This is a genomic window from Streptomyces sedi (genome assembly GCF_006335015.1).
Classification (GTDB): Bacteria; Actinomycetota; Actinomycetes; order Streptomycetales; family Streptomycetaceae; genus Streptomyces; species Streptomyces sedi.
The window spans coordinates 74,239-99,284 of record NZ_VDGT01000008.1; the positions used below are offsets into that span (position 1 = coordinate 74,239).

The 25,046-nt window shown below is 70.8% G+C and carries 19 protein-coding genes; 7 read left to right on the top strand and 12 right to left on the bottom strand.

Translation table 11 applies throughout. The features are described from left to right. Positions 1-60: 60 nt before the first annotated feature. The 5 genes from FH715_RS12625 to FH715_RS12645 form a co-directional block, all read right to left on the bottom strand. The gene (locus tag FH715_RS12625) at positions 61-939 is read right to left on the bottom strand and encodes an anti-sigma factor family protein (protein WP_139644537.1); all 879 of its coding nucleotides are present in this window, start codon (positions 937-939) and stop codon (positions 61-63) included. After that, a complete protein-coding gene (gene sigM / locus FH715_RS12630) occupies positions 932-1,627 on the bottom strand; it encodes an RNA polymerase sigma factor SigM (RefSeq protein ID WP_139644539.1) in 696 nt (231 codons plus the stop codon). The genes FH715_RS12625 and sigM overlap by 8 nt, the downstream gene beginning before the upstream one ends. A gap of 60 nt (positions 1,628-1,687) precedes the next feature. Beyond that, positions 1,688-3,358, bottom strand: a complete 1,671-nt coding sequence (locus FH715_RS12635) for a protein kinase family protein (RefSeq protein ID WP_246108714.1) — start codon at positions 3,356-3,358, stop codon at positions 1,688-1,690. A gap of 162 nt (positions 3,359-3,520) precedes the next feature. Beyond that, positions 3,521-5,977, bottom strand: coding sequence for a murein biosynthesis integral membrane protein MurJ (murJ, locus tag FH715_RS12640; protein ID WP_139644542.1), 2,457 nt, complete (start codon positions 5,975-5,977; stop codon positions 3,521-3,523). A gap of 37 nt (positions 5,978-6,014) precedes the next feature. Beyond that, the gene (locus FH715_RS12645) at positions 6,015-8,237 is read right to left on the bottom strand and encodes a DUF6049 family protein (RefSeq protein WP_139644544.1); all 2,223 of its coding nucleotides are present in this window, start codon (positions 8,235-8,237) and stop codon (positions 6,015-6,017) included. A 229-nt stretch (positions 8,238-8,466) separates the two neighbouring features. Here FH715_RS12645 and FH715_RS12650 point away from each other — a divergent pair, with 229 nt between their 5' ends. Then, the gene (locus FH715_RS12650) at positions 8,467-9,957 is read left to right on the top strand and encodes a CCA tRNA nucleotidyltransferase (protein ID WP_139644546.1); all 1,491 of its coding nucleotides are present in this window, start codon (positions 8,467-8,469) and stop codon (positions 9,955-9,957) included. Positions 9,958-9,984: 27 nt separating this feature from the next. Here the strand turns inward: FH715_RS12650 and FH715_RS12655 are convergent, their stop codons facing one another. The 3 genes from FH715_RS12655 to FH715_RS12665 form a co-directional block, all read right to left on the bottom strand. Further along, on the bottom strand, positions 9,985-11,373 hold the full coding sequence (locus FH715_RS12655) for an MFS transporter (protein WP_139644548.1): 1,389 nt from the start codon (positions 11,371-11,373) through the stop codon (positions 9,985-9,987). Further along, positions 11,363-12,898 carry a glycosyltransferase family 87 protein gene (locus FH715_RS12660; protein WP_139644550.1) on the bottom strand — a complete coding sequence of 512 codons (1,536 nt, stop codon included), beginning with the start codon at positions 12,896-12,898 and terminating at the stop codon, positions 11,363-11,365. Before FH715_RS12660 ends, FH715_RS12655 begins: the two co-directional genes overlap by 11 nt. Positions 12,899-13,045: 147 nt before the next feature. Next, positions 13,046-15,742, bottom strand: a complete 2,697-nt coding sequence (locus FH715_RS12665; RefSeq protein ID WP_139644552.1) for a transglycosylase domain-containing protein — start codon at positions 15,740-15,742, stop codon at positions 13,046-13,048. Positions 15,743-16,176: 434 nt separating this feature from the next. On the opposite strand from FH715_RS12665, the gene FH715_RS12670 reads away from it, so the two are divergent. Next, positions 16,177-16,815, top strand: a complete 639-nt coding sequence (locus FH715_RS12670) for a PadR family transcriptional regulator (RefSeq protein WP_139644554.1) — start codon at positions 16,177-16,179, stop codon at positions 16,813-16,815. Positions 16,816-16,870: 55 nt separating this feature from the next. Further along, positions 16,871-17,953 (top strand): inositol-3-phosphate synthase, encoded by a 1,083-nt coding sequence (locus FH715_RS12675; protein WP_139644556.1) that lies wholly within the window; start codon positions 16,871-16,873, stop codon positions 17,951-17,953. Between the two features lie 169 nt (positions 17,954-18,122). Here FH715_RS12675 and FH715_RS12680 read toward each other — a convergent pair whose 3' ends face one another. The 3 genes from FH715_RS12680 to FH715_RS12690 form a co-directional block, all read right to left on the bottom strand. Continuing rightward, entirely contained in the window at positions 18,123-19,154 is a 1,032-nt protein-coding gene (locus FH715_RS12680; RefSeq protein WP_139644557.1) for an alanine racemase, read from the bottom strand. A 147-nt stretch (positions 19,155-19,301) separates the two neighbouring features. Then, on the bottom strand, positions 19,302-20,420 hold the full coding sequence (locus FH715_RS12685; protein ID WP_139644559.1) for a lipid II:glycine glycyltransferase FemX: 1,119 nt from the start codon (positions 20,418-20,420) through the stop codon (positions 19,302-19,304). A gap of 177 nt (positions 20,421-20,597) precedes the next feature. Next, positions 20,598-20,924: a hypothetical protein gene (locus tag FH715_RS12690; RefSeq protein ID WP_139644561.1), complete on the bottom strand. Its 327-nt coding sequence runs from the start codon at positions 20,922-20,924 to the stop codon at positions 20,598-20,600. Between the two features lie 194 nt (positions 20,925-21,118). On the opposite strand from FH715_RS12690, the gene rpsF reads away from it, so the two are divergent. The 4 genes from rpsF to rplI all read left to right on the top strand — a co-directional run bounded on the left by rpsF (position 21,119) and on the right by rplI (position 22,926). Then, on the top strand, positions 21,119-21,409 hold the full coding sequence (rpsF, locus tag FH715_RS12695) for a 30S ribosomal protein S6 (RefSeq protein ID WP_097232233.1): 291 nt from the start codon (positions 21,119-21,121) through the stop codon (positions 21,407-21,409). Positions 21,410-21,593: 184 nt separating this feature from the next. Then, positions 21,594-22,169 (top strand): single-stranded DNA-binding protein, encoded by a 576-nt coding sequence (locus FH715_RS12700; RefSeq protein WP_139644563.1) that lies wholly within the window; start codon positions 21,594-21,596, stop codon positions 22,167-22,169. Between the two features lie 49 nt (positions 22,170-22,218). Next, on the top strand, positions 22,219-22,455 hold the full coding sequence (gene rpsR, locus FH715_RS12705) for a 30S ribosomal protein S18 (RefSeq protein WP_003978893.1): 237 nt from the start codon (positions 22,219-22,221) through the stop codon (positions 22,453-22,455). Between the two features lie 21 nt (positions 22,456-22,476). Further along, complete coding sequence (gene rplI / locus FH715_RS12710; RefSeq protein WP_139644566.1) at positions 22,477-22,926, top strand: 50S ribosomal protein L9; 450 nt, start codon at positions 22,477-22,479, stop codon at positions 22,924-22,926. A 142-nt stretch (positions 22,927-23,068) separates the two neighbouring features. Here the strand turns inward: rplI and FH715_RS12715 are convergent, their stop codons facing one another. Then, complete coding sequence (locus FH715_RS12715; RefSeq protein ID WP_139644811.1) at positions 23,069-24,421, bottom strand: MATE family efflux transporter; 1,353 nt, start codon at positions 24,419-24,421, stop codon at positions 23,069-23,071. Positions 24,422-25,046 lie beyond the last annotated feature (625 nt).

Sequence of the window (25,046 nt, forward strand, 5' to 3'; positions counted from 1 at the left end):
AGGTGATTCCCGAGCCCGCCCCGCCCAGGCGGGCCGGGCGGGGCGGAGCAGCCCTGACCGCTACTCGCGGGGGTAGCTCTCCTCAAGAAGGATCTCTCCGGGGACCGCCGACGGGGAGGAGACGCACTGGGCGTCCACCACATAGGCGGTCACCAGCGCGGGGTCCTCTACGTGCGGGAAGACCACCAGATAGGCGTCGGTGCCGTCGTAGTCCTCTTCGTTGACGGCCAACGGCTGCTCGGGGCGTCCGATCGCCTCGTCCACGCAGCTCGGGATCTCGCTGAGGGCGTGGAACTCGTCCTCCCCCGGCTCCTCCTCCGCACCCTCGGTGGGCTCCTCGGTCACCGCACCCGTGGGCACGGGGGGCTCGCTCGGAGGGTCGGGCTCGGGAAGCGGATCCTCTGTCGGGGGCTCCTGCTGCTCGCTGGGCTCCGGTCGCGCGGAGTCCGCCAGCAGCTCCCGCACCTGGCCCTCCAGCGCCTCGACCGGAAGCTCGGAGGAGAGCGGGGAGGTGTCGCGCCCGGGGCCCAGCTCGGCCGCCGTATCGGAGCCGTCTCCGGTGTGCTTGCCCAACGTTCCCAGCAGAACGCCGCCGATGCCGACGGCCAGGGCGGCGCCCGCGGCGGCGAGCGCGAAGGAGTGACGGGAGAACCGGCGGTTCTTGCGTGCTGTTTCACGTGAAACGACGACCGACGGCTCGCGAGGGCGGGATGCCTCTGCCGCGAGCGCCGCGTCGATGCGGAAGACGACGTCGTCCGGGATCGGCCCGGGGTCGGTCTCGTCGTGGAGCGTCTGTCGGAGCGAGGCCAGCTCGTCACGGGTCGTCGCGCAGGACGCGCAGTGCTCAAGGTGCTCGCGGAGCACGTCCGCCTCGGACGGTGACAGCAGATCCTCGTCCCATGCCGCCAACTCGGCGGGCTCGGGGTGCCTCTCACTCATGGGTGCCCACCTCCCTGTCGGTGGCGCCAGGTTTTTCCTCGCCTCTGGGAGATGGGACGGATGACCCTAGGGTCCGGTTCCTTGAACGGCTCTCATCGGGAGCGGCTTTGGGATGAAGATGGCGCAGCAGGGGAAGGAGTCTGGCCCGGCCCCGTGCGCAACGGCTCTTGATCGTGCCCACCGGCGTCTCCAGGATGCGGGCGGCCTCCGCCACCGGGTAGCCCTGCATGTCGACGAGCACGAGGGCGGCGCGCTGCTCCAGCGGTAGTTCGGAGAGGGCCGAGTTCAACTGACGACGCAGGTCCTGCCGCTCGGCGGGTGCCTCGGCGGACTCGTGGGGCTCCAGCAGATCCTCCAACCGCTCCGGCTCCGGCATGGGAGCGGTGCGCCGACTCTGGGCCCGGCGTACCCGGTCCAGGCAGGCGTTCACGGTGATGCGGTGCAGCCAGGTGGTGACGGCGGACTGGCCGCGGAAGGTGTGTGCCGAGCGATAGGCGGAGACCAGGGCGTCCTGGAGGGCGTCCGCCGCCTCCTCGCGGTCCCCCAGGGTGCGCATCGCGACCCGCCAGAGACGGTCCTGGTGGCGCCGCACCAGCTCGGTGAAGGCCTCCGGATCCCCGTCCACATGCCGCGCGAGCAGCTCCTTGTCGGTGGAGACCGCCGGTTCGCTGGGAGCCTGGCTACTCACGACGGGACCTCCCCTCTCCCCCTGGGCACTGCCCCGTCGGCGCGTCGTTTCCCGCACCTGCTACGGATTGACGCGGATATCGGTGATGCGGCCACGGTAGTTGCCGTCGTCCCCCTGCGGCAGTTCGGTGAGCCAGACGAGAACAAAACGTGTCTCCACCGGCTCGTCGCCCTGCAACGTGAGTGAGCTGCCGGTGGCGTCGTCCACCGTGGTGAAGCCGGCCGCGTCGACGGGGGGCGTGGTGGTCCCACCCGGAGCGACGCGGAACTCGACGCTGGTGTCGCCGAGGGCCTCCACATTAAGGGACTGGACCTCCTGCTCCTCGCCCAGGTCCAGGATGAGGCCGAGGCCGGCCTTGAGGTTGCCGAAGCCGGGACCGTAGTAGTTCTTGGTGTGCCAGAAGCTGCTGGGGTCGTCGTCGACGGCCAGCGGGGCGGACTCCGGGTTCTGCCCTGACCCCTCCGGGTCGAACTCGATGACGTCGCTGACGGCCAGTGGTTCGGCCGCCGGTTCGTCCGCGTTCTGCTCGCTGTCGGGCTCGGGGGGCGGGCTGGGCTCCTGCGAGTTGTCCCCCTTCAGCAGGGCGTCCGCCAGCTGCCAGCTGCCCAGGCCGAGCGCCGCGATCAGCAGCGCGGAGACCGCGACCTTCAGCGCCGTGCCCCAGCGACCCCCCAGCGGCGGCGGCACCGGGCCGGAAACGGCGGGAACGGCTGGACGGGCCGCTGACGGCGGCTGGCCGCCACCCATGCTGCCCCGCTGGTAGGTGGTGGGCTGGCGGAACTGCGGCAGCGCGGAAGGGGTCGGCTCCGGCGGCCTGATTCTGGGAAGCGCCGCGATCGCCGCGCTCAGCTCCTCGGGGGTGGTGAGCGCCGGCTTCTCGCTCGCGGCCGTGGCGCCGTCGTTGGTCAGGGCGCGCATCGCCACCTCGGAGAGCCCTCGATGCACCCTCGCGCGCACCTGGTCCGGGGTGAGCAGCGGCTCGCTCGCCCCCCGCCCCAGCCCGCCGACGCCGCTGAGCCCGTAGACGCCCTCGGGGTAGGGCCACCGCTGGGTGAGCGCCGCGTAGAGCAGTGCCCCGATCGCCTCGGTGTCCGCGCGCTGAGGATCGTCGGACTCGATTCCGCGCAGCGCGGCGTCGACGGCGAGCCCACGGATGCGGAACTGGCAGGGGCCCGTGCGCAACACGGTGGCCGGGTTGAGCCTGAGGTGGACCAGGTTCTCCCGGTGGGCGGCGGCCATCGCGTCGGCGACCTGGCCGGCCAGGGCCTGTGCCTCGTGCGGGTCCAGCGGGCCGGAGTTCAGCAGGGTGTGCAGCGGCACCGAGTCGGGCAGCCACTCGTGGATGACGTGGACGAGGCCCTTCTCCTCGACCGCGTCGAGCACCTGGACGAAGTGCGGGTCGCGCAGCAGGGCCGTCGCGCGGGCAGCGGCCAGCACCTTGGGCGCCCGCTCGTGGTCGGCCGGCAGCACATGGACGCCCACGGCGCGGCGCAGCTTCTCGTCGACCGCGCGCCAGCTGCTGAAGCCGTCCAGTCGGGTGATGCACTCCTCCAACCGGTAGCGGCCGGCGAGGCGGTGCCCGCTGTGCAGCTCTGCCGGTTCGGGGACGGGCGCGGGGCGCTCCTGCTCAGCCGCGTCTGTGGCCTCGCCCCGGGATCGCTGGGCGTCGGGCGCCTCCGCGGCGCTCGCCGGGTCCGTCGGAGGGCTCGTTGCCGTGCTCCGTTCCGCCACCGTCGCTTCCGCCTCCCCGTTTCGGGCTATCGGTCGTGGACTTCTGCCAGGTTCATTGTGCCGTTACTCCGTCACCCCGCACGACATGTGAGGGCGCCGGGAGGTTGTACGGAGGGTGGCCCGGGGGTGTCCCGGGCCACGGCGCTCGTGCGTGCGCCCAGCTCAGCGCCCCAGTCTGCTGCGCACCATGCCGACCAGAACCGTCATCTCCTGGATACGCATCCGACGCGCCGCCAGGTAGAAGACGACCAGCATCAGCAGCCCGCCGGCGCTGAGCGCCGCCAGGGAGCCGAGCGTGCCCTGCCCGAGGGCGTCCAGCAGGAACAGGCCGACGCTGCCGCCGACCAGCGCGGCCGGAAGGCAGGCCCCGCAGAGACGGATGTAGGTGCGCACCACCCGGGCGCCGTCGAGATCCACGCGCATCCTGCGGCGCAGCCGCCGCCAGGCGACGACCACGCCGAGCCCGTAGGCCAGGCCGTAGCCGAAGGCGATGCCCGCGACCACCCAGCGGTCGGGCAGCACCAGGAAGCTCACGGTGGAGAGCACGATCCAGGCCAGCGAGACCACCACCGTGTTGTAGAACGGCGTCTTGGTGTCCTCGTAGGCGTAGAACGCCCGCAGTACCACGTACTGCGCGGAGTAGGGGATCAGCCCGATGCCGAAGGCCATCAGGATGTAGCCGAAGGACCGCGCGGTCTCGGAGCCGGCGGAGTTGAAGAGCAGCGTGCAGATCGGAAGGCCCAGCGCGAGGAAGAGGAAGCCGATCGGGACGATGGCGACCGCCGAGGTGCGCAGCCCGTGCGAGAGGTCGTCGCGGACGGCCGCCGTGTCGTTGTCGGCCGCGGAGCGGGAGAGCCGGGGCAGCAGCGCGGCCATCACGGAGACCGTGATGATGGCCTGCGGCATCTGCCAGATCAGCAGCGTGCTGTTGTAGGCGGTGAAGCCGGTGCCGGGGAAGCCGGCGCGGTCGGCGTTGTCACCGGCCCAGGTGGCGAACTGGGTGACGACGATCAGCGCGGCCTGGTTGGCGAGGACGAACGCGACGGTCCACTTGGCCAGCCGGGCGGCCTTGCCGAGCCCGTGGCCGCGCCAGTCGAAGCGCGGCCTGATGCGGAAGCCGGCGGCCCGCAGATAGGGAAGCATGGCGCCGGCCTGGACGATCAACCCCAGCAGGGTGCCGATGCCGAGCAGCCGCACTCCCTCCGGGGTGATCGTGGTGACGTCCATCCCCGAGCTGCCCTGGTTGCCGTAGACCCAGAGGAACATGCCGAAGGTGAAGATCACGACGATGTTGTTGAGGACGGGAGTCCACATCATCGCGCCGAAGCGCTCGCGGGCGTTGAGGATCTGCCCCAGCACCGTGTAGACGCCGGTGAAGAAGATGGTGGGCAGGAAGTAGCGCGCGAAGGTGATGGTCAGCTCGTTGGCCGCCGGGTCGCTGGCGAACTTGGCGGTCTGCATCCGGACCAGCAGCGGCGCCGCCAGCATCCCGCCGACGACCAGCAGGGCCAGGGCGGCCATGACCAGGGTCAGCAGCCGGTTGGCGTAGGCGTCGCCGCCGTCCTCGTCGTCCTTCATCGCCCGCACCAGCTGGGGGACGAAGACGGAGTTGAGGCCGCCGCCGATGATCAGGAAGTAGATCATCGAGGGCAACGCCCAGGCGACGGTGTAGGTGTCACCGAGCACGGCGGCGCCGAGCGCCGCGACGATCACCAGCTGGCGCACGAACCCGGTGATCCGGGACACCAGCGTGCCGGCGGCCATTATGGCGCTGGATCTCAGGATGCCGCCGCCCTTGCCGCCGCCCCCGCCCGAGGTCTCGGCCGGCGCCGGGGTCGGGTCGGCCGCCGGCGCGGGCGCGGCGGCCGGCGCGGGAGGCGACGGTGGTGGGGCCGACTCCTGGGGCGCGTACTGCTCGTGCTGGGGGTGGCGCTGCTGCGGGTGGTGCGGGTGGTGCGCGTAGTGCGTCTGCGGTGGTTGCTGCGCGTGCTGGGGATAGGGCGCGGGGGCGGGCGCGGCTCCCGGGTGCTGCTGGTCGCGGAAGAGATACGCGAACGCGTCGTCCGGCTGCGCGGGGGGCTGCCGCTGTCCGCCCTGCGCCGGGTAACCGGCGGCGTTCCCCCCGTACTGGCCGGCGTCATAGGGCCCCGGGGGCTGCTGACCGTAGGGCCCCGCCTGCGGCTCCTGCTGGTAGCCGGACGCCCAGCGCGGGTCCTGGTACTGCTGCTGCCCGGGCTGCTGCGGATAGCCGCCGTACTGGCCCTGGGGCTGCTGAGGGCCCTGGGGGTGCTGGTACTGCTGGGCGTTGGGCTGCGGAGGATGGGCGGTGCGGTCGTAGAGCGCCTCGCCCACCGGGTCCTGCGCCAGCGGGTCGCGGTCGGCGTACGGGTCGTGCCCGTAGCTGTCCGCGAGATAGGGGTCGTAGGCGCCGGGCTGCTGGGGACCCTGGTGCTGCCCGGGCTGCTGGGCGTAGGGGGAGTAGCCGGCGTTCTGGTCGTAGCCGGGATGCGGGGGCTCAGCGTAGGGCTGGCCGCCGTGCTCGGGACCGTGCTCCGACCAACCGGACCGGTCGCCGCCGTCCGGCGCCTGGCCGCGTTCACGGTCATACGGCGCTTGCATCGCTACCCCACCTTAGGTTCACGGTCCGGACTCCGGCTCACTCGTCGGAGTCCAGAGTCTCACCCCGGGGCGGGGTACCGGTGTTGACGCTGCTGGTGTCGGCGGGGCTCTCACCCGCCGGGGCGTCGTCCTCGGAGGTGGCGTCCTCGCGGGCGGCTCGCTTGCGCTGCGTGTACATCCGGATTCCGGCGAGCACGACCAGCAGCAGACCACCGGCGATCACCATCAGCACGGCGGAGGTGATCGAGGTGACGTCGGCCTGGAAGCGCATCGGCTCGCCGTACGCCTTCTCGTCCTCGGTGCTGAAGAGCCGGGCCTCCAGGAAGGTGCGACCGTTGGCGCGCGCGGTGGTGGAGAACTTCACCGTCTGGCTGTGCCCGCCGCCGACGGCGATCTGCTGGGTCTCGCTGACCTCCAGGCCGAGCCTGCGGCTGGAGGTCAGCCGCAGCTCCAGACCCTTGACGTCCTGGACCAGGTTGTTCTCGACCGTCACGGGGATGGTCGCGCTGCGTCCGGAGAGGGTGATCGGCGACTTCTGGATGATCCGGACCCGGTCGGTGAGGTCCTCCAGGCCGTTCTGCACGGTGAAGCGGTAGGCGGCGGCGTCCGACTCGTGGCCGCGCCAGGAGGTGGACATCTCGCGGCGGATGGCGTTGCCGAACGGCGGCTCGACGCGGTCGGGCGCGGTGAGGATGACCGTGAAGTCCTCCAGCGTCCGCTGCGTCTCGCGCATGGTCTGGAAGGCGCTGGTGGGCAGCTCCTGCTGACGCAGCCGGGAGGGGTACTCGTCCGAGCCCGGCACCCGCTGGTTGGCGCCCGGGTCCGGCTGCGCGGAGGCGGTGGCGCTCAGGTTCTCGAACGAGAGCCAGTCGGCCTGCTCCTGAGCGGCCCGGACGGCGTCCGCCATCGCCTGCGCCTGGTCGCCGGTGGGCATCCGCTGGGGGGCCAGCAGCAGGTTCCGCTCGCCGGCGCCCGCCTCGCCCGCGATGGCGTGAGTCTGGGCGAGCAGTTGCTGGCGGGCCAGGGTCGCGTTGCTGGTGCCGCGCATGTCCTCGGTGAAGAGACCGGAGAGTACGGCGTCGGCGACGACCGCCGTGTTGCCGTCACCGATCGGGCGGGGGGCGGAGGGGGTGTGGGCGAGCCCTCCGTCGCGGAGGCTGTCGCTCCGGGCGATCACATGGTGGGCGCCGGCCGAGGTGGCGACGGAGACGATCGAGGGGTCGACGGCGCCTTCGACGGGCCACGCGAAGTCGGTGGTCGGCTCGACCTTCAGCACCGAGTCGATGGTGAGGGCGGCGGTCTCGGTCGCCGTGGCCAGCTGCCGCAGCGCGCCCTGGACCTCACGCCCCTGGTGGGCGAGGGAGGCGAGGTCGGGGTCGCCGAAGGGAAGGGCCACCACCTCGTCGTCGTGGACCGCCTCCTGGAGGGCGCCGAGCCACTCCCTGGCCTCCCGCTGGCCGTTGCCGGCGACCAACTCGTTGCCCTCGTAGACCTGGTACTCCTCCACCATCGCGTCCACGGAGGCGAGAAGGTCGGGGTCGATCACCCAGGTCACCGGGAGGTCGGCGCCCAACTCCACCAGCCGGTGGAGCCGGCCGCCGGGGGAGATCTCCTCCAGCAGCGAGCCGTCCCTGAACGTCGGGGTCTGCTCCTCGTCGGCGCCGGTCTGAGCGGTGAGGTGGGTCCGGGAGATCAACGGCCACAGCACGGTGAGGCTGGTCCCGTCTGCGGGGGAGTCGCCCCAGGGGAGCAGGGTGCGGCCGACGCCGAGGATCTGGTCCCACTGGCGGTCCTCGGTCTGTCCGGTCAGCGCGACGCCGACCTGGTAGACCCCGTCGGGGCCGAGGGAGAGCGCGGAGACCGGCACCTCAAGGGAGAAGGTGGCGGACATGCCCGGCCTGACCGTGCCGATGTCCTGGCCGTGGCCGAGCACTATGGGACCGTCGGCGTCGCTGTTGAACTCCGTGCGCGCCATGGCCTCGTCGATGGCACCTCGGCCCTCAAGCGCGACGCCCTGACGGGCCGCGACCGAGCTGTCGAGGATGTCGGTGCCGCCCTCGTTGGTGACCGTTCCCCGCAGGGTGAGGGTGTCGTCGGCGTCGGGGGCCTCGGGTGTGACCTCGGTGAGGGAGACCGTGGCGGTCAGCGAGCCGGTGCCGATTTCGGTCGGGGCGGCGCTCGCCGCCGGCAGTCCGGTCGACATGGCGGTGGCCAGCAGCGCGGCGAACAGTCCGAAAAGCCTGCGTCCGCGACGCCCCAAAAGCCCTCCGTGCCTGCCGGCACCGGAGCGGGACGATGGTGTCTCCGCCATCTCTGGCACGCGTCAGCCCCGTTCCTTCTCGTCCCCGGCTGCCCCGGGGTCCGTCCCCCAGCCCTCAACGCGCCTTCATGGTAACGATGATCGAGACGTGTGATCGCCACGGAGTGCGGTGCCCGATCGCCCCCCGGTCACGGTGGGCGGCGAGCCGGGGCACGTACCCTGTGCTGTTGTGCCGAACGACAGGAAAGACAGTAACGTCCGCCATGCCGCACCCGAGCTGAGCCAGGCGCAACGGCGGGCCGTGGGAGAGCTGCTGCGGGTCTCCCCCATCGCCGACGATCTCGCCACCCGCTTCGCGGATGCCGGGTACACGCTGGTTCTGGTGGGGGGTTCGGTACGCGACGCGCTTCTCGGGCGGCTCGGCAACGATCTCGACTTCACCACGGACGCGCGTCCCCAGGAGATCCTGCGGCTGGTCCGTCCCTGGGCCGACGCCGTCTGGGACGTGGGGATCGCGTTCGGCACCGTGGGCTGTCGCAAGCGCGCCCCCGAGGGGGGGAACGACGCGGAACACCGCGACTACCAGCTGGAGATCACCACCTACCGCTCCGAGGCGTACGACCGGGACTCCCGCAAGCCGGAGGTCGTCTACGGCGACTCGCTCGAAGAGGACCTGCGGCGCCGGGACTTCACCGTCAACGCGATGGCGGTGACGCTTCCGCGGAAGGAGTTCGTGGACCCGCACAACGGGTTGAACGATCTCGCCCAGCGGCAGCTGCGCACGCCCGGCACCCCGGAGGAGTCGTTCTCCGACGACCCGCTGCGGATGATGCGGGCGGCCAGGTTCTCCGCCCAGCTGGGCTTCACCGTGACCACGCCGGTGCGGCAGGCGATGAAGGACATGGCCGCCCGGATCGACATCGTCTCCGCGGAGCGGGTGCGCGACGAGCTGAACAAGCTGCTGCTCAGCGCCGACCCGCGGCGAGGGATCACGTTGCTGGTGGAGACCGGACTCGCGGAGCGGGTGCTGCCCGAGGTTCCCGCGCTGCGGCTGGAACGCGACGAGCACCACCGGCACAAGGACGTGTACGAGCACAGCCTGACCGTGCTGGAGCAGGCCATCGACCTGGAGGAGAACGGGCCCGACCTGGTGCTGCGGCTGGCGGCACTGCTCCACGACATCGGCAAGCCCAAGACGCGCCGCTTCGAGGGAGACGGGCGGGTCTCGTTCCACCACCACGAGATCGTCGGGGCCAAGCTGACCAAGCAGCGGATGACTCGGCTCAAGTACCCCAACGAGCTGGTCAAGGACGTCTCGCGGCTGGTCGAGCTGCATCTGAGGTTCCACGGCTACGGAACCGGTGAGTGGACCGACTCGGCCGTGCGGCGCTATGTGCGCGACGCGGGGCCGCTGCTGGACCGGCTGCACAAGCTCACGCGCTCCGACTGCACCACGAGGAACAAGAGGAAGGCCCAGGCGCTGTCCCGCGCCTACGACGGGCTGGAGGAGCGGATCGAGCGGCTCAAGGAGCAGGAGGAACTTGATGCCATTCGCCCCGATCTCAACGGCAATGACGTGATGGAGATCCTCGGTGTCCCGCCGGGGCCCGAGGTCGGTCGCGCCTACCGCTTCCTGTTGGAACTGCGGCTGGAGAAGGGCCCGCTGGGCCGCGAGGCCGCCGAGGCGGCGCTCCGTGAGTGGTGGGCCGAGCAGAACTAGTCGCGGCGCGGCGCGGGGTGCCCGCGCTCAGCTCGCCGCCGTGGCGTCGCCCGTCGCCGCTTCCCGCGAAGTCGATGTTTCCCGCGAAGTCGCCGTTCCCCGTGGAGGCGCTGTTTCACGTGAAACAGCGCGCCGCAGCCGATGGATCAGCGCGGCGGTCAGCAGATAGACGAGTGAGACCAGGCAGAGCAACGCCGGGGAACGGCCGTCCGACGGCAGTATCAGGGCGGCCACCCCGGCGGCGCCCACGAAAGCGATGTTGTAGAGCATGTCGTAGAGCGCGAAGACCCGTCCCCGGAAGGTGTCGGAGACCGACGACTGCACCACCGTGTCCGTGACGATCTTGGCGCTCTGCGAGACGAATCCCAGCACAAAGGCGGCCACCAGCATGGGGGCGGGCTGGAACGAGAGCCCGAGCGCCGGCACCAGCACGGACGCCGCCAGCGCGCAGCAGACATACCAGCCCAGCTGTCCCAGTCGGGTCACCAGCCACGGCGTCAGCACCGCCGCCACAAAGAAACCCGCGCCCGAGACGCCGACGGCTATGCCGAGCAGCGCCACGCCCTCGTCGCCGCCGTCGTCCCAGGAGTAGCGGCAGAGCATCAGCACGGTGACCAGCAGGGCGCCGTAGCTGAAACGCATCATGCCGACGCCGGCCAACGCTCCGGCGGCCGTGCGCCGTTGACCGAGATGCCGGAGACCGCCGAGCAGCCCCCGGCCGGTGGTCACGAGGGCCGCGCGCAGGTCGTGCGCGAGGGCGTCGTCGTCGGGGCCCAACTGGTCCCGGCCCATCCGCAGCGCGGAGAATCCGGCAAGGAGATAGATGGCGGCGGCCAGCAGCAGCGCCAGCGTGTCCTGGGCGCCCTGGGAGTTGGCGAGCAGCTGCACGAGGAACGCCCCGCCCCCGCCGACCGTGGCCGCCAGCGTGCCGGCCGTCGGGGAGAGGGAGTTGGCCACGACCAGCTGCTCGCGCTCGACCACCCGGGGGAGGGCGGCCGAGAGCCCGGCCAGGATGAAGCGGTTGACCGCCGTCACCAGGAGGGCCGACAGATAGAAGAGCCAGTCCGGGGCGCCGCCGAGGATCAGGGTGCAGGAGGCGGCGACCAGCCCGCAGCGCAGCAGGTTCCCGTAGAAGAGCACCTGTCGACGGCGCCAGCGATCCAGCAGCACCCCGGCGAACGGGCCCAGGAGCGAGTAGGGCAGCAGCAGTACCGCCATGGCCGCCGCGATGTCGCCGGGGCTGGTCTCCTGCTCGGGAGCGAAGACCACATAGGTGGCCAGGCCGATCTGGAAGACGCCGTCGGCGAACTGCGAGAGCAGCCGGACCGTCAGCAGTTGGCGGAAGCCGGTGCCACGTAGCAGCCCCCGTAGCTCGCGGAGGACGGGGGCGCGCTCGGGCTGGGAATCAAGTTTCACGTGAAACGTCGTCCGTGGTGGTCTGGGGCGGCCAGGGCTGGTCCGGCCGGGGCGGCGCCGGCGGTGGGGCTTCGGCCGGGCGGGAGACGCCCCAGGCTACATAGGCGCTCTGCGCGGTCGGCGGGGCATCCCTGCGGCGGAGCGTGAACACGTCCGGCGCGCCGTCCAGGACGCCGCCGCCCGGGTCGTCCGAGCCGTCCCTCCGTACGAGGTCGTGCTCGGGGCGCAGCGCGTCCCGCACCACCATCGCGCAGAGATAGGCGGTCCCGAGCAGATGGAGCAGGATGGCCAGCTGGTAGCCGCCCATGGAGAGCCCCTGCTGGTCCTCGCCGTGGCGGTAGGCGAGATACATCCAGATGCCGAAGTAGTAGAGCACCTCGCAGCTCTGCCAGATCAGGAAGTCCCGCCAGCGCGGCCGGGCGAGGGCGGCGAGCGGGATGAGCCACAGCACGTACTGCGGCGAGTAGACCTTGTTGGTGAGAACGAACAACGCCACGACGAGGAAGGCGAGTTGGGCCAGCCGCGGTCGTCGGGGCGCGGCCAGGGCGAGCAGCGCGATCCCCGCGCAGCCGAGCGCCATCAGCACCATCGCGTAGGTGTTGACCGACTCCAGCGCGTGGTTGGTCCGTTGGGAGATGACCAGCCAGAACGAGCCGACGTCCACCGGCCGGTCCTGGCTGAAGACATAGAACTTCGACCAGCCCTCCCAGGCCGGCAGCATCACCGGAAGGTTGACCGCCAGCCAGGTGACCACGGCCGCCGCCGTGGTCACCGCCAGCTCACGCCAGCGGCCGGCTCGCCAGCAGAGCACCAGCAGGGGGCCCAGCAGCAGCGCGGGATAGAGCTTGGCCGCCGTCGCCAGGCCGATCAGCACCCCGGCCCAGACCGTGCGGGAACGCGACCACATCAGCAGCGCGGCGCAGGTGAGTGCGCCGGCCAACAGGTCCCAGTTGATGGTGGCGTTGAGCGCCAACGCGGGGGCGAGTGCCACCAGCAGGCCGTCCCAGGGCCGGCCGCGGTGGATGCGCGCCACGCAGGCGGTGATCACCACGGCGCAGACCAGCAGCAGGCCCGCGTTGATCATCCAGTAGAGCTGTGCCTCGCGGATTCCGCCTCCGTCCGGGGTGAGCCAGGAGGCGACCTCCATGAAGAGGCCGGTGAGCACCGGGTACTCCAGGTACTCCATGCCGCCGGAGAGCGACTCGGGAAGCTTCTCGAAGTAGGGCACCCGCCCCTCGGCGAAGCCGCGGGACTCGTAGAGGTGCGGGATGTCGGAGTAGCAGGCGTGGGTGTACTGCCCGGTGGCGCCGAAGAACCAGTGCTCCTCGTAGCAGGCGGACTTCTGGGCCATGCCCAGCGCGAACATCCCGATCACGACGAGCACCACCACGCGCACCGGGCTCCACCAGCCCCCGCCCGGCACCGCCCGTCTCCCCGCCGGTCCGCCGATCAACTGGCTGCCGGCTGACGCCACTTCGTCCTGAGCGGTGGGGTGGACGACCGACGACTTGTGGGGATGCGCCATGCGCCCATCCTGCCGCACGGGTCGGCGCACCGCCGGGGGGCGGGGCGTGGTTGCCGGAAACGGCCAGGGGCCGGGACACGAGTCGTCGCTCGTGTCCCGGCCCCTGGAGGGGATCGGCCCTCGCGGGCGGATCGATCTCGGCCGGGCTCAGTAGCCCTCCCGGCCCCAGATCGCGCCGCCGCCCGGTCCGCCGTTGTCCTCTCCGCCGTCCTGGCCCTCGTCTTCACCGCCCTCGCTGCCGCCGTTGTCGGTGCCCGGGTCGGATCCCTCGTTCCCCCCGCCCTCGGAGGAGTCGTCGCAGTCGATCTCCCAGGGCTGGCAGGTCTCGGTGGGATCGGGTTCCGGCTCCTCGGGTTCCGTTGGTGGCGGAGGCTCCTCGGACTCCTCCGTCTCCTCGGTCTCCTCCGGCTCGTCGGGTTCCGTCGGCGGCGGGGGCTCCTCCGTCTCGACCGGGGGCGGGCTCTCGGCGCCGCCGCCCCAGATGGTCTCGCCGATCTCGCGCGCCTCCGGGAACTCCGTCGGCTCGTCGCCGGCGGTGGCCTCCTTCATGTAGGCGAGCCAGACGGAGAGCGGGAGGCTGGAGCCGTTGATCCGTTCGTTGCCGCCGGTGCCCCACATGGACATGAAGCCGGCTTCCTCGTCCTCGCGCAGATCCTCCGGGTCGTCGGCGATGCGCCACATCCCGATCGCGGTGGAGAGGTGCGGTGTGTAGCCGACGAACCAGGCGCTGTTGTTCTTGTCCGTGGTGCCGGTCTTGCCCGCCACGGGCTTGTCGAAGCCCTCCTCGACGATGCGGTGGCCGCTGCCCTGGTCGCTCTCGACCACGTCCTGGAGCACGTCGTTGACGTTGTCCGCGACGGCCGCGTCGATGGCGCGCTCGGTCTCGTTGGGGTGCTCCCACTTGCTGCCGTCGGGCATCTCGACCGAGGTGACCGAGTAGGGGTCGGCACGCTCGCCGCTGGCGGCGAAGGTGGCGTAGGCGGTGGCCATCCGGATCGGGCCGGGCGTGGAGACACCCAGGGCGAAGGAGGGCACCGAGTCGTTGGCCGGGCCGAGGCTGTCCTCCAGCAGGCCCGTCGCCTGGGCGACCTTGGAGACGGTGGCGGGGCCGATGTCCATGCCGAGCTGGACGAACGGGGAGTTCGCGGAGACCTCCATGGCCTCCCGCAGCGTCACCTCGCCGTGGTCCCCGCCCTCGAAGTTGGCCTGGTGCCACTCGCCGTCCTCGCCGGTCTCGGCGTCCTCGACGAGCAGCGTGTCCCCGTTGTACTTGTTGATCTTGAGGCCGTCCTCGCTGAGGTAGACGGCCTCCGGGGAGAGCTGGATGCGCTCGTCGCGCTCCTGCTCCGGGCCCCCCTCGGGGTCGCGGACGCCCTCCTGCATCGCCGCGGCGAGCACGAAGGGCTTGAACGTCGATCCGACCTGCGCGTTCGGCGAGTCCGCGTTGTTCACGTAGTGCTCGGGGTAGCCGGCGCCGCCGTAGATGGCGACGATCGCGCCGTCGCCGGGCACCACCGAGGCGCCGCCGAACTGCACGTGGCGGTCCTCGTCACGGGCCTCCGGGTCGATGTTCGCTTCCTCGACCTCGGTGACCGCGTCCGCCATCTGCTCCATCTTCTCGCGGTCGAAGGTGGTGTGGATCTGGTAGCCGCCCTTGGCCAGCTTGTCCTCGGGGACGATGTCCTGGGAGATCAGGTAGTTGTCGACGAGGGCCGTCAGATAACCGATCTGGCCCTCCTTCTCCATGGCGGGAGTCGGCTCCTGGACGTCCGGGAACTCGGTGATCTCGTCGTACTCCGCCTGGGAGAGGTTGCCGACCTCAAGCCGCCGGTCCAGGACGTACCGCCAGCGTTCCTCCGCGCGCTGCTGGTTGCCCTCGTCGAGCTCGCCGTTGAGGTTGTAGGGGTCGTACAGCGACGGCCCCTTGAGCACGTTGGTGAGGAAGGCGGCCTGGCTCGGGTCGAGGTCGGCCGCGTCGATGCCGAAGTACGCCTGGGCCGCGGCCTGGATGCCGTGGGCGCCCCGCCCGTAGTAGGACGAGTTGAGGTAGCCCGCCAGGATGTCCTGCTTGGAGTACTCGGCGCCCACCTTGATGGAGAGCAGCAGCTCGCGCCCCTTGCGCTCCAGCGTCTGCTCCTGGGTGAGGTACATGTTCTTGACGTACTGCTGGGTGATGGTCGAGCCCGACTGGACGTCGCCGCCGCGCGCCATGTTGAGTACGGCGCGGCCGATGCCCATCGGGTCGATGCCGGAGTCCTCCCAGAAGGTGGCGTTCTCGGCGGCCACCACGGAGTCCCGCATCGCCTCGGGGATCTCCTCGTAGGGGATCTCCTGGCGGTTGACCTCGCCACCGGAGACGACCATGCGCTCGTTGTCGGCCCAGTAGTAGACGTTGCTCTGCTGCTTGGCCAGCTCGTTGGGGTTGGGGATCTCGGTCATGGCGTAGGCCAGACCCACCAGGCCCACCAACAGGCCGAAGAACGCGACGGCCGAGCCCAGCACCTGTTTCCAGGAGGGCACCCAGCGGCGTACCCCGTGCTTGTTGGCGCGGGGATAGTCGATCAGTCGCTTGCGCCCGCTGGGCTCGGCCCTGCGGCGGCGACCGCCGCTCGCGCCCTCGGCGGCGCTCTCGGCGCCGGCCGCTCCCGCGGAGGCGTTGGCCGCGCGCCGGCGTCCGCCGCGCTGGGCGGCGCGTCTGGCCTCCGCACGGCTACCGAAGGCGCGCTCCTCCGACTCCCCGGAGGGAGCCTGGGGCGGGGGAGCGGGCGGCGGCTCGGCGCGGCGCCCGGATGACGCGGCGCGGCGGCCGCGTGACTGCGGCGGCTTGCGACGGTGCTCGCTCATGGGGCAGTTACTCCTAGGACAGACATCTCTGTCTGCGGACGGCGGGTACTTCTTGTGGCCCAGTCCCCCGGCGTGTGATCCGAATCCACTTCTGGGCGCACGTCACCTAGCACGAAGACGTCATCGCGCTCCGCAAGGTTCCCCGTTGGGCTGATCCGCACGGGCCCAGACTACGCAGCGCCAAAAACCATCTTTCTTGCCGGGGCGGGCAATTGGGACATTCCTTCGCGGGTGAAGTAAAGATGTGACCCCCTTCACCGCATCCTCGCTTGCCGAGTCTTCCTCCGCGTTCTATCTTTGCGATGTATCGAGCTGATACATCGACTCAATGCATCGGAGCGAGTAGCGCTCCGGAGGCGGAGGGTCCGGCCCCCTCGGGGGCCGCGCACGGGCAGGGCAGGACACGGCGGACGAGGGTGGAGGTGACCTCCGGGATGAGCAGGCGTTCAGGCGTTCTGGAGTTCGCCGTACTCGGCCTCCTGCGTGAGGCCCCGATGCACGGTTACGAGCTGCGCAAGCGGCTCAACACCTCGCTCGGCGTCTTCCGCGCGTTCAGCTACGGCTCCCTCTACCCCTGCCTCAAGGCGCTGGTCCAGCAGGGCTGGCTGGCCGAGGAGTCGGGTCGCGCCTCGGACGACCCGCGTGCCACGCCGCTGACCAACCGCCGGGCCAAGATCGTCTACCGCCTCACGGCCGAGGGCAAGGAGCGCTTCGAGGAGCTGCTCGCCCAGACCGGCCCTGACGCCTGGGAGGACGAGCACTTCGGTGTGCGCTTCGCCTTCTTCGGCCAGACCTCGCGGGACGTGCGGATGCGCGTCCTGGAGGGGCGCCGCAGTCGTCTGGAGGAGCGCCTCGCCAAGATGCGGGCCTCCATGGCCCGCACCAGGGAGAAGCTGGACGCTTACACCCTGGAGTTGCAGCGTCACGGCATGGAGTCCGTGGAGCGCGAGGTCCGCTGGCTCAACGAGCTGATCGAGAGCGAGCGGGAAGGGCAGGGCCAGCGCGAGCAGCGCGGTCCGAGCGGCGCGCACGAGCGTGCGGGCCCCGATCCTTCCGACGACAGCACCAACTAACCTCCCCGCGACGATGCGGGGTCACGTCGAGAACACACAACAGGGAGCAACCGGAATGGGTTCGGTTCGCGTAGCCATCGCTGGCGTGGGCAACTGCGCCGCCTCGCTGGTACAGGGCGTCGAGTACTACAAGGACGCCGCCCCGGACAGCCGCGTCCCGGGTCTGATGCACGTCCAGTTCGGCGACTACCACGTCTCGGACATCGAGTTCGTGGCCGCCTTCGACGTTGACGCCAAGAAGGTCGGCATCGACCTCAGCGATGCCATCGGCGCCAGCGAGAACAACACCGTCAAGATCTGCGACGTGCCCCCCACCGGCGTGAACGTGCAGCGCGGGCAGACCCTCGACGGTCTGGGCAAGTACTACCGGGAGACCATCGTCGAGTCCGACGACGAGCCGGTCGACGTGGTCCAGGTCCTCAAGGACACCCGGGCCGACGTGCTGATCTGCTACCTGCCGGTCGGCTCCGAGGACGCCGCCAAGTACTACGCGCAGGCCGCCATCGACGCCAAGGTCGCGTTCGTCAACGCCCTCCCGGTCTTCATCGCCGGCACCAAGGAGTGGGCCGACAAGTTCGTCGAGGCCGGCGTCCCGATCGTGGGCGACGACATCAAGTCCCAGGTGGGCGCCACCATCACGCACCGCGTGATGGCCAAGCTGTTCGAGGACCGGGGCGTCATCCTGGACCGCACCATGCAGCTGAACGTCGGCGGCAACATGGACTTCAAGAACATGTTGGAGCGCGACCGGCTGGAGTCGAAGAAGATCTCCAAGACCCAGGCCGTGACCTCCCAGATCCCCGACCGGGACCTCGGCGAGAAGAACGTGCACATCGGCCCGTCGGACTACGTGGCCTGGCTGGACGACCGCAAGTGGGCCTACGTGCGGCTTGAGGGGCGCGCCTTCGGCGACGTGCCGCTCAACCTGGAGTACAAGCTGGAGGTCTGGGACTCCCCGAACTCGGCCGGCGTGATCATCGACGCGCTGCGCGCCGCGAAGATCGCCAAGGACCGCGGTGTCGGCGGCCCGGTGCTCTCCGCCTCCTCGTACTTCATGAAGTCGCCGCCCGTGCAGTACTTCGACGACGTGGCGCGGGAGAACGTCGAGCAGTTCATCCGCGGCGAGGTCGACAGCTGAGCGACCTCAAGGGACCCACGCCCCAGGCGTGACCGAGCAGCGGCAGCCCCGGCCCGTTTCCGGGGCTGCCGCCGTCTGTGGGGCGGGCCTTCTCGGCCCGCCTCGTTCCCCGCGGCGGCCGTCCTCGCGACGGCCGCCGCCGTTCCGTCGGGGCGGTGACCGCCTCGGCTCAGCGGTCCGCGAGGCGGTCCACCTGGGTCGTCGTGTGCCGCAGGATCGCCTTCAGCTCGTCGCCCACCTTGGGCTCCTTGGCCTCCGCCGGCACGAACAGGATCGATACCTGCATGTGCGGCGGCTCCGCGAACCAGCGCTGCTTGCCGTCCCAGACGAACGGCGAGAGGTTGCGGTTGACCGTCGCCAGACCGGCCCTGGCCATTCCCTTGGCGCGCGAGGTCATCCCGTGCAGCGCCTTGGGCGCCTCAAGACCGACCCCGTGCGAGGTGCCGCCGGCCACCACGGCCAACCAGCCGTCGCCGGCCGCCTTCTGCTGCCGGTACCCGAAGCGGTCCCCCTTGGCCACCGGCGTGACGTCGAGCACCGCGCCGCGGTACTCCGTCGCCCCGTGGTCGCCCAGCCACAGCCGGGTGCCGATCCGCGCCCGGAAGGTGGTCTGCGGGAACTGCTGCCGCAGCCGCGCCAGTTCGCGCGAGCTGAGATGGCTGACGAACATCGTGTCCAGCGGCAGCCTGGCCGCCCGCAGCCGGTCCATCCAGCCGATGACCTCCTCGACGGCGTCGCTGCCGTCCGTGCGGTCCAGCGGCAGGTGGATGGCGAAGCCCTCCAGCCGCACGTCGTCGAGCGCGGCGTGCAGCTTGCCCAGGTCGCGCTCGGTCACCCCGTGGCGCTTCATGGAGCTCATCACCTCGACGACCACCCGCGAGCCGACCAGCCCGTAGACGCCGTCGACGGAGGAGGCGGAACGGATCACCCGGTCCGGCAGCGGCACCGGCTCCTCGCTGCGGCGGTAGGGCGTGAGCACCAGCAGGTCGCCGCTGAAGCGGTCCTTCATGGCCGCGGCCTCGTAGGTGGTCCCGACCGCCAGCGTGTCCAGCTCCAGCTGGGAGACCTCCTCGGCCAGGCGGTCATGGCCGAAGCCGTAACCGTTGCCCTTGCACACGGGAACCAGACCGGGGAAGTCGGCGAGCACCGACCGCTGGTGCGCCCGCCAGCGGTCCGTCTCGACGTACAGGGTGAGCGCCATGGCCGGGGGGTCCCTTTCTGCTGATGTTCTGCTGTCGGTGCGCCGGGAGTCCGCTCGGGTCCGGGGTGATGCGGCCGGGCGGTCGGTGGGTCGGGCGGTTGGTCCGTCGGGAGAACGAAGGCGGAGCCGGTCGGCGCCGGCGCGCGGTCAGCGCCGCGACATGTACATGTCGAGCGCCTTGTGGAGAAGCTTGTTGAGCGGGAAGTCCCACTCGCCGAGATACTCCGACGCCTCACCGCCCGTACCCACCTTGAACTGGATCAGGCCGAAGAGGTGGTCGGTGTCCTCCAACGAGTCGCCGATGCCCCGCAGGTCGTAGACGTGCGCCCCGAGTTGGTGCGCGTCCTGGAGCATCTGCCACTGCATCGCGTTGGAGGGGCGAACCTCGCGCTTGTGGTTGGCCGACGCTCCGTAGGAATACCACACGTGTCCGCCGACGATGAGCATCGTCGCGGCGGCGACCGGCTCGTTCTCGTGCATGGCGAAGTAGAGCCGCATACGGTCGGGCTCTTCCTCGTTCAGAACGCGCCACATCCGCTCGAAGTACATCAGCGGGCGCGGGCGGAACTTGTCGCGCTCGGCCGTCACCTCGTAGAGCCGCTGCCAGGCCGGAAGGTCCTCGAATCCGCCCCTGACGACCTGCACCCCGGCCTTGTCGGCCTTCTTGATGTTCCGTCGCCACAGCTGGTTGAAGCCCTTCTGGACCTCCTCCAACGTGCGGTCGCGCAGCGGGATCTGGAAGACGTAACGGGGCTGCACGTCGCCGAAGCCGGCGCCGCCGTCCTCGCCCTGCTGCCAGCCCATCCGCCGCAGTTGGTCGGCCACCTCGAACGCCTTGGGCTCCAGAACGGTCGGCTCGACCTCACGCAGCCGCTTGACCTCGGGGTTCTGAATGCCCGCCTTGATCGCCGCCGCGTTCCACCTGCGGATCACCACCGGCGGGCCCATCTTGACCGAGAACGCCCCCTGCTGCTTCAGGTGCGCCAGCATCGGGCGCAGCCACTCCTCCAGGTTGGGCGCGTGCCAGTTGATCACCGGGCCCTCGGGAAGGTACGCCAGATACCGCTTGAGCTTGGGGAGTTGACGGTAGAGCACCAGGCCGGCGCCGACGAGCCGCCCGCTGGCGTCGAACCAGCCCAGCGACTCCGAGCGCCATTCAGCCTTCACATCACCCCATGCCGGAACCTGCATATGGCTGGCTGACGGGAGCGAGCGGATGTATGCGAGGTGTTCGTCGCGGCTGATGGTCCTCAGGGTCAGGCTCATGCGGGCGCTCCTTGGGCGTCAAACGCAGCGTCTCGCCCGGAAGCCTAACGGCGCGACCACTTTCCGTGGACGGCGCGGTGGCGCTCGGCGCCCGCGTGGCGCCCCGATCCCGCGGCCGGCGCGACGCCCGGCGGCGGGGGCCGCCGCCGTCCGCCAGGTCCGGTGGGAGAGGAGTGCTCAGCCCGGCCAGGCGGGGAAGAAACCTCCGTGCGAGAGGCCGAGATAGAGCCCCACCCCCGCGCCGCCGAGTCCGACCACGGTGAGAGCGCGCTGCCCGGTGGTGGCGGAGACCAACTGGCTGACCGCGCCGATCAGAAGACCGACAAGACCGGTCCAGCTGCTGATCACGTGCAGTCCGTAGAAGGCCGAGGTGATCGCCGCGACCAGCCCCAACGCCAGGGTGATCGAGGCGAGGGTGTTCTCCCTGGGGTGTGCCCGGCCGTCGCTGTTCAGCAGGAGACCGACGGTGTGCGAGACCGGACCGCGGTGTGCTGCCTGAGTCATTACGGACCCTTCGTTGGCTTACATCCCTGTATATCCAGATTGCAGCGCTACCCGGGAGGATTTCAACCGGAAGGCGGGATGCGGGTACGGTGTACTGTCCGCGCCCGTCCAGACGGCCGGGTGTGGACCGCATCACGACCCTCCTGCCACGGAACGCCCGTGGCCGCCTGAGTCCAGAGGAGGTGGGTTCACGTATGCGTCACTACGAGGTGATGGTGATCCTCGACCCCGATCTTGAGGAGCGCTCCATCGCGCCCCTGATCGAGTCGTTCCTGTCGGTGGTCCGTGAGGCCAACGGCAAGGTCGAGAAGGTCGACACCTGGGGTCGCCGCCGTCTCTCCTACGAGATCAACAAGAAGCCCGAGGGCGTCTACTCGGTGATTGACCTCCAGGCCGAGCCTGACGTGGTCAAGGAGCTGGACCGGCAGATGAACCTCAACGAGTCGGTCATGCGGACCAAGGTCCTGAGGCCCCAGACGCGCTGATCCCCCGGATCGGCGCGTAACGCCAGGCAGCGGTCGAGCGCCGTCCCCCGCCCCTCACGGGGCGTCCCGGGCGGCGTGCGAACCGGCCGAGCGGCTACCGAGTCGGTACTCACAGTCACCACTGTCAGTGCCATGAGTCATCATCGCAGCAACAGCAGTTAACCCCCGCCGAGAGGTTCCCCCAATGGCAGGCGAGACCGTCATCACGGTCGTCGGCAACCTGGTCGACGACCCCGAGCTGCGCTTCACCCCATCCGGTGCGGCGGTCGCGAAGTTCCGTGTCGCGTCCACGCCGCGGATCTTCGACCGGCAGACCAGCGAGTGGCGGGACGGCGAGAGCCTCTTCCTCACCTGCTCGGTCTGGCGTCAGGCCGCGGAGAACGTCGCGGAGTCCCTCACCAAGGGGATGCGCGTCATCGTTCAGGGCCGGCTGAAGCAGCGGTCCTACGAGGACCGTGACGGCGTCAAGCGCACGGTCATCGACCTCGACGTCGACGAGGTCGGCGCCAGCCTGCGCAGCGCGACGGCCAAGGTCACCAGGACCACGGGCCGTGGCGGTCAGCAGGGCGGCGGCGGTGGCGGCGGCTGGGGCGGCGGTGGCGGCCAGGGCGGTCCGGCCGGCGGCGGCCAGCAGGGCGGCGGCGCGCCGGGGGGCGACCCCTGGGCGACCGGTGCTCCCGCGGGCGGCGGCCAGCAGGGCGGCGGCGGTGGCGGCTGGGGCGGCGGTGGCGGCGGCTACTCGGACGAGCCCCCGTTCTGACCTGGTGCGCTCGACACCCACTTCTTATTGAAATCACCGGAGAAACACGATGGCGAAGCCGCCCGCGCGCAAGCCCAAGAAGAAGGTTTGCGTGTTCTGCAAGGAGAAGATCTCCTACGTCGACTACAAGGACACGAACCTGCTGCGGAAGTTCATCTCCGACCGCGGCAAGATCCGTGCCCGCCGGGTCACCGGCAACTGCACCCAGCACCAGCGTGACGTCGCCACGGCCGTCAAGAACAGCCGTGAGATGGCGCTGCTGCCCTACACCTCGACCGCTCGCTGACCGGAAAGGATGGTATGACACATGAAGATCATCCTGACCAATGAGGTCTCCGGCCTGGGCATGGCCGGCGACGTCGTCGAGGTGAAGGACGGGTACGCCCGTAACTACCTGCTCCCCCGTGGTGTGGCGATCCGCTGGACCAAGGGTGGCGAGAAGGACGTCGAGCAGATCCGTCGCGGTCGCAAGATCCGCGAGATCGCCTCGATCGAGCAGGCCAACGACGTGAAGGCCCAGCTTGAGGGCGTCACGGTCCGACTGAAGGTCCGCGCCGGCGACGGCGGTCGGCTCTTCGGCTCGGTCACCCCGGCCGACATCGCCACGGCGGTGAAGAGCGCGGGTGGCCCGGACGTGGACAAGCGCCGCATCGAGCTGAGCACCCCGATCAAGAGCCTCGGCTCGCACCGGGTCTCGGTCCGGCTGCACGCGGACGTCGTGGCCAACGTCGGCATCACGGTCGACGCCGCCAAGTAACGCCTCTCGACGATCGACGAGGAGTTCGCGCGGCGGAGGGGGCCGCGCCCCGGAGCCTTCACGGGCCGGGGCGCGGCCCCCTCGTCATGTCCGGGGCCCTCGCGCCGGGTCCCTTGAGTCGTGCCTCTCCCGGGCACCACCGTCAGGCGGCGCCGGTCACCATCCAGCGCCCGGTCCTGGCCCGCAGTCCCAGGGTGAGCAGCCGGGTGCCCATCATCAGCCCGGCGACGGCCGCCCAGAGCGCCGTCACACCGCCGCCCAGCGCCGGCACCAGCAGCGCGACCGGCGCGAAGACCACCAGCGTCAACAGCATCGCGACCGCCAGATACCGCCCGTCGCCCGCGCCCATCAGCACCCCGTCCAGCACGAAGACCACCCCGGCCATCGGCTGGGTCACCGCGATCACCAGCAGCACGGGAAGCAGCTGGTCACGCACCTCCGGGTCGCCGGTGAAGAGCCGCAGCGCCAGCGGGATGGCCGCGACCAGCAGCACCGCGAGCCCGGCGCCGCCGACCACGCCCCACCACACCATCCGCCGGCAGGCCGCCCGGGCGCCCTCCCGGTCGGAGGCGCCGAGATAGCGGCCGATGATCGCCTGGCCGGCGATGGCGATCGCGTCCAGCGCGAACGCCAGCAGCGTCCAGAGGGTGAGGGCGATCTGGTGCGCGGCGATGTCGGCATCGCCGAGCCGGGCGGCGACGGCGGTCGCGATCAGCAGCACGGCGCGCAGCGAGAGCGTGCGCACCAGCAGCGGAACGCCGGCCCTGGCGTTGGCCCGCAGCCCGGCGACGCTGGGGCGCAGCACGGCCCCGTGTGCCCGGGCGCCTCTGACGACCACGCGCAGATAGACGGCGGCCATGCCCCACTGGGCGAGCACGCTGCCCCAGGCCGAGCCGGCGACGCCGCCGTCCAGGCCGTAGATGAAGAGCGCGTTGAGCACGATGTTGGCGCTGAAGCCGCCCACCGCGACCAGCAGCGGGGTCCTGGTGTCCTGGAGCCCGCGCAGCACGCCGGTCGCGGCCAGCACCATCAGCATGGCGGGGACGCCGAGGGCGCTGATCCGCAGATAGCTGACGGCGTGCGGGGCGGCGGTCTCGGAGGCGCCGAAGGCGTCGACGACGGCGGGGGTGGCGGGGATCAGCACCGTGATCAGCACGGCGCCGAGCAGCAGCGCGAGCCAGACGCCGTCCATGCCGCGCCGGATGGCGGTGGGGAGGTCCCCGGCGCCGACGCTTCTGGCCACCGAGGCGGTGGTGGCGTAGGCGAGGAAGACGAAGACGTTGACCACGGTGGTCAGCAGCGCGGCGGCGACGCCGAGGCCGGCCAGTTGGGCGGTGCCCAGATGGCCGATCATCGCGCTGTCGGCCATCAGGAAGAGCGGTTCGGCGACCAGGCTGCCGAACGCCGGCAGGGCGAGCGCGAGTATCTCCCGGTCGTGCCGCCGCATCCGTCGCCGGCGCTCTCGCGGGTCACTCTCCGGCGTTCGTTCGCCCATGGCGGACGGCGGCGGGACCTCCGCCCTGCTGCTGGATGACATGACACGATCCAAACATCCACAGGTAATGGACGCAATAGGTATCCAGCCCTTACCTTCGCTCGTGTGTCCGGTTGTTCGGCGGGCCGGGCGGGCCGGTTTTCAGGTAAGTCGACGGGGGCGGCAACCCGTTCCGCATCGCCCGTCACCCTGTGGGAAAGTCGCAGGTGGTGAGCGGTTTCGCCGTGAGGGTGTCCGTATGGCGGAAGGCGGGGTCCCCGGTTGGTCCACAGGAAGGGGTGAGTTATCCACAGGGTCTGATCTGAAATCCACATAGCCTGTGGATAACTCGGGTTGGTGGACCGCGATCCTGGCCGTACCGTAGGTCCGCCCGGCCCGGTTTCCGGGGTCGGCCGAGCCCGCTCGCGCCGCCCGTCAGCCGAACTGTCAGAGCCGTGCCGTAGACATGGGTGTGGGCGCGGTGCCCTGGCCGGGAGGAGGCGGGACGATGGCGGATCTGGAGCACGCGGGAGCTGCGTGGGACGAGGCCGACGCGGGTGACCGTTTCTCCGTCTCGCGTCCCCGCGCGAGCGCGGAGGAGGAGCCGCCGGACGAGCGCGCGGCCTTCGAGCGGCTGCCCCCGCAG

Bases quoted from the DNA above. Each gene is read 5' to 3' on its own strand.
- FH715_RS12625 (WP_139644537.1), bottom strand. From the start codon at position 939: ATGAGTGAGAGGCACCCCGAGCCCGCCGAGTTGGCGGCATGGGACGAG.
- murJ (WP_139644542.1), bottom strand. From the start codon at position 5,977: ATGCAAGCGCCGTATGACCGTGAACGCGGCCAGGCGCCGGACGGCGGC.
- FH715_RS12660 (WP_139644550.1), bottom strand. From the start codon at position 12,898: ATGGCGCATCCCCACAAGTCGTCGGTCGTCCACCCCACCGCTCAGGAC.
- FH715_RS12665 (WP_139644552.1), bottom strand. From the start codon at position 15,742: ATGAGCGAGCACCGTCGCAAGCCGCCGCAGTCACGCGGCCGCCGCGCC.
- FH715_RS12670 (WP_139644554.1), top strand. From the start codon at position 16,177: ATGAGCAGGCGTTCAGGCGTTCTGGAGTTCGCCGTACTCGGCCTCCTG.
- FH715_RS12675 (WP_139644556.1), top strand. From the start codon at position 16,871: ATGGGTTCGGTTCGCGTAGCCATCGCTGGCGTGGGCAACTGCGCCGCC.
- FH715_RS12680 (WP_139644557.1), bottom strand. From the start codon at position 19,154: ATGGCGCTCACCCTGTACGTCGAGACGGACCGCTGGCGGGCGCACCAG.
- FH715_RS12685 (WP_139644559.1), bottom strand. From the start codon at position 20,420: ATGAGCCTGACCCTGAGGACCATCAGCCGCGACGAACACCTCGCATAC.
- FH715_RS12690 (WP_139644561.1), bottom strand. From the start codon at position 20,924: ATGACTCAGGCAGCACACCGCGGTCCGGTCTCGCACACCGTCGGTCTC.
- rpsF (WP_097232233.1), top strand. From the start codon at position 21,119: ATGCGTCACTACGAGGTGATGGTGATCCTCGACCCCGATCTTGAGGAG.
- FH715_RS12700 (WP_139644563.1), top strand. From the start codon at position 21,594: ATGGCAGGCGAGACCGTCATCACGGTCGTCGGCAACCTGGTCGACGAC.
- rpsR (WP_003978893.1), top strand. From the start codon at position 22,219: ATGGCGAAGCCGCCCGCGCGCAAGCCCAAGAAGAAGGTTTGCGTGTTC.
- rplI (WP_139644566.1), top strand. From the start codon at position 22,477: ATGAAGATCATCCTGACCAATGAGGTCTCCGGCCTGGGCATGGCCGGC.
- FH715_RS12715 (WP_139644811.1), bottom strand. From the start codon at position 24,421: ATGGGCGAACGAACGCCGGAGAGTGACCCGCGAGAGCGCCGGCGACGG.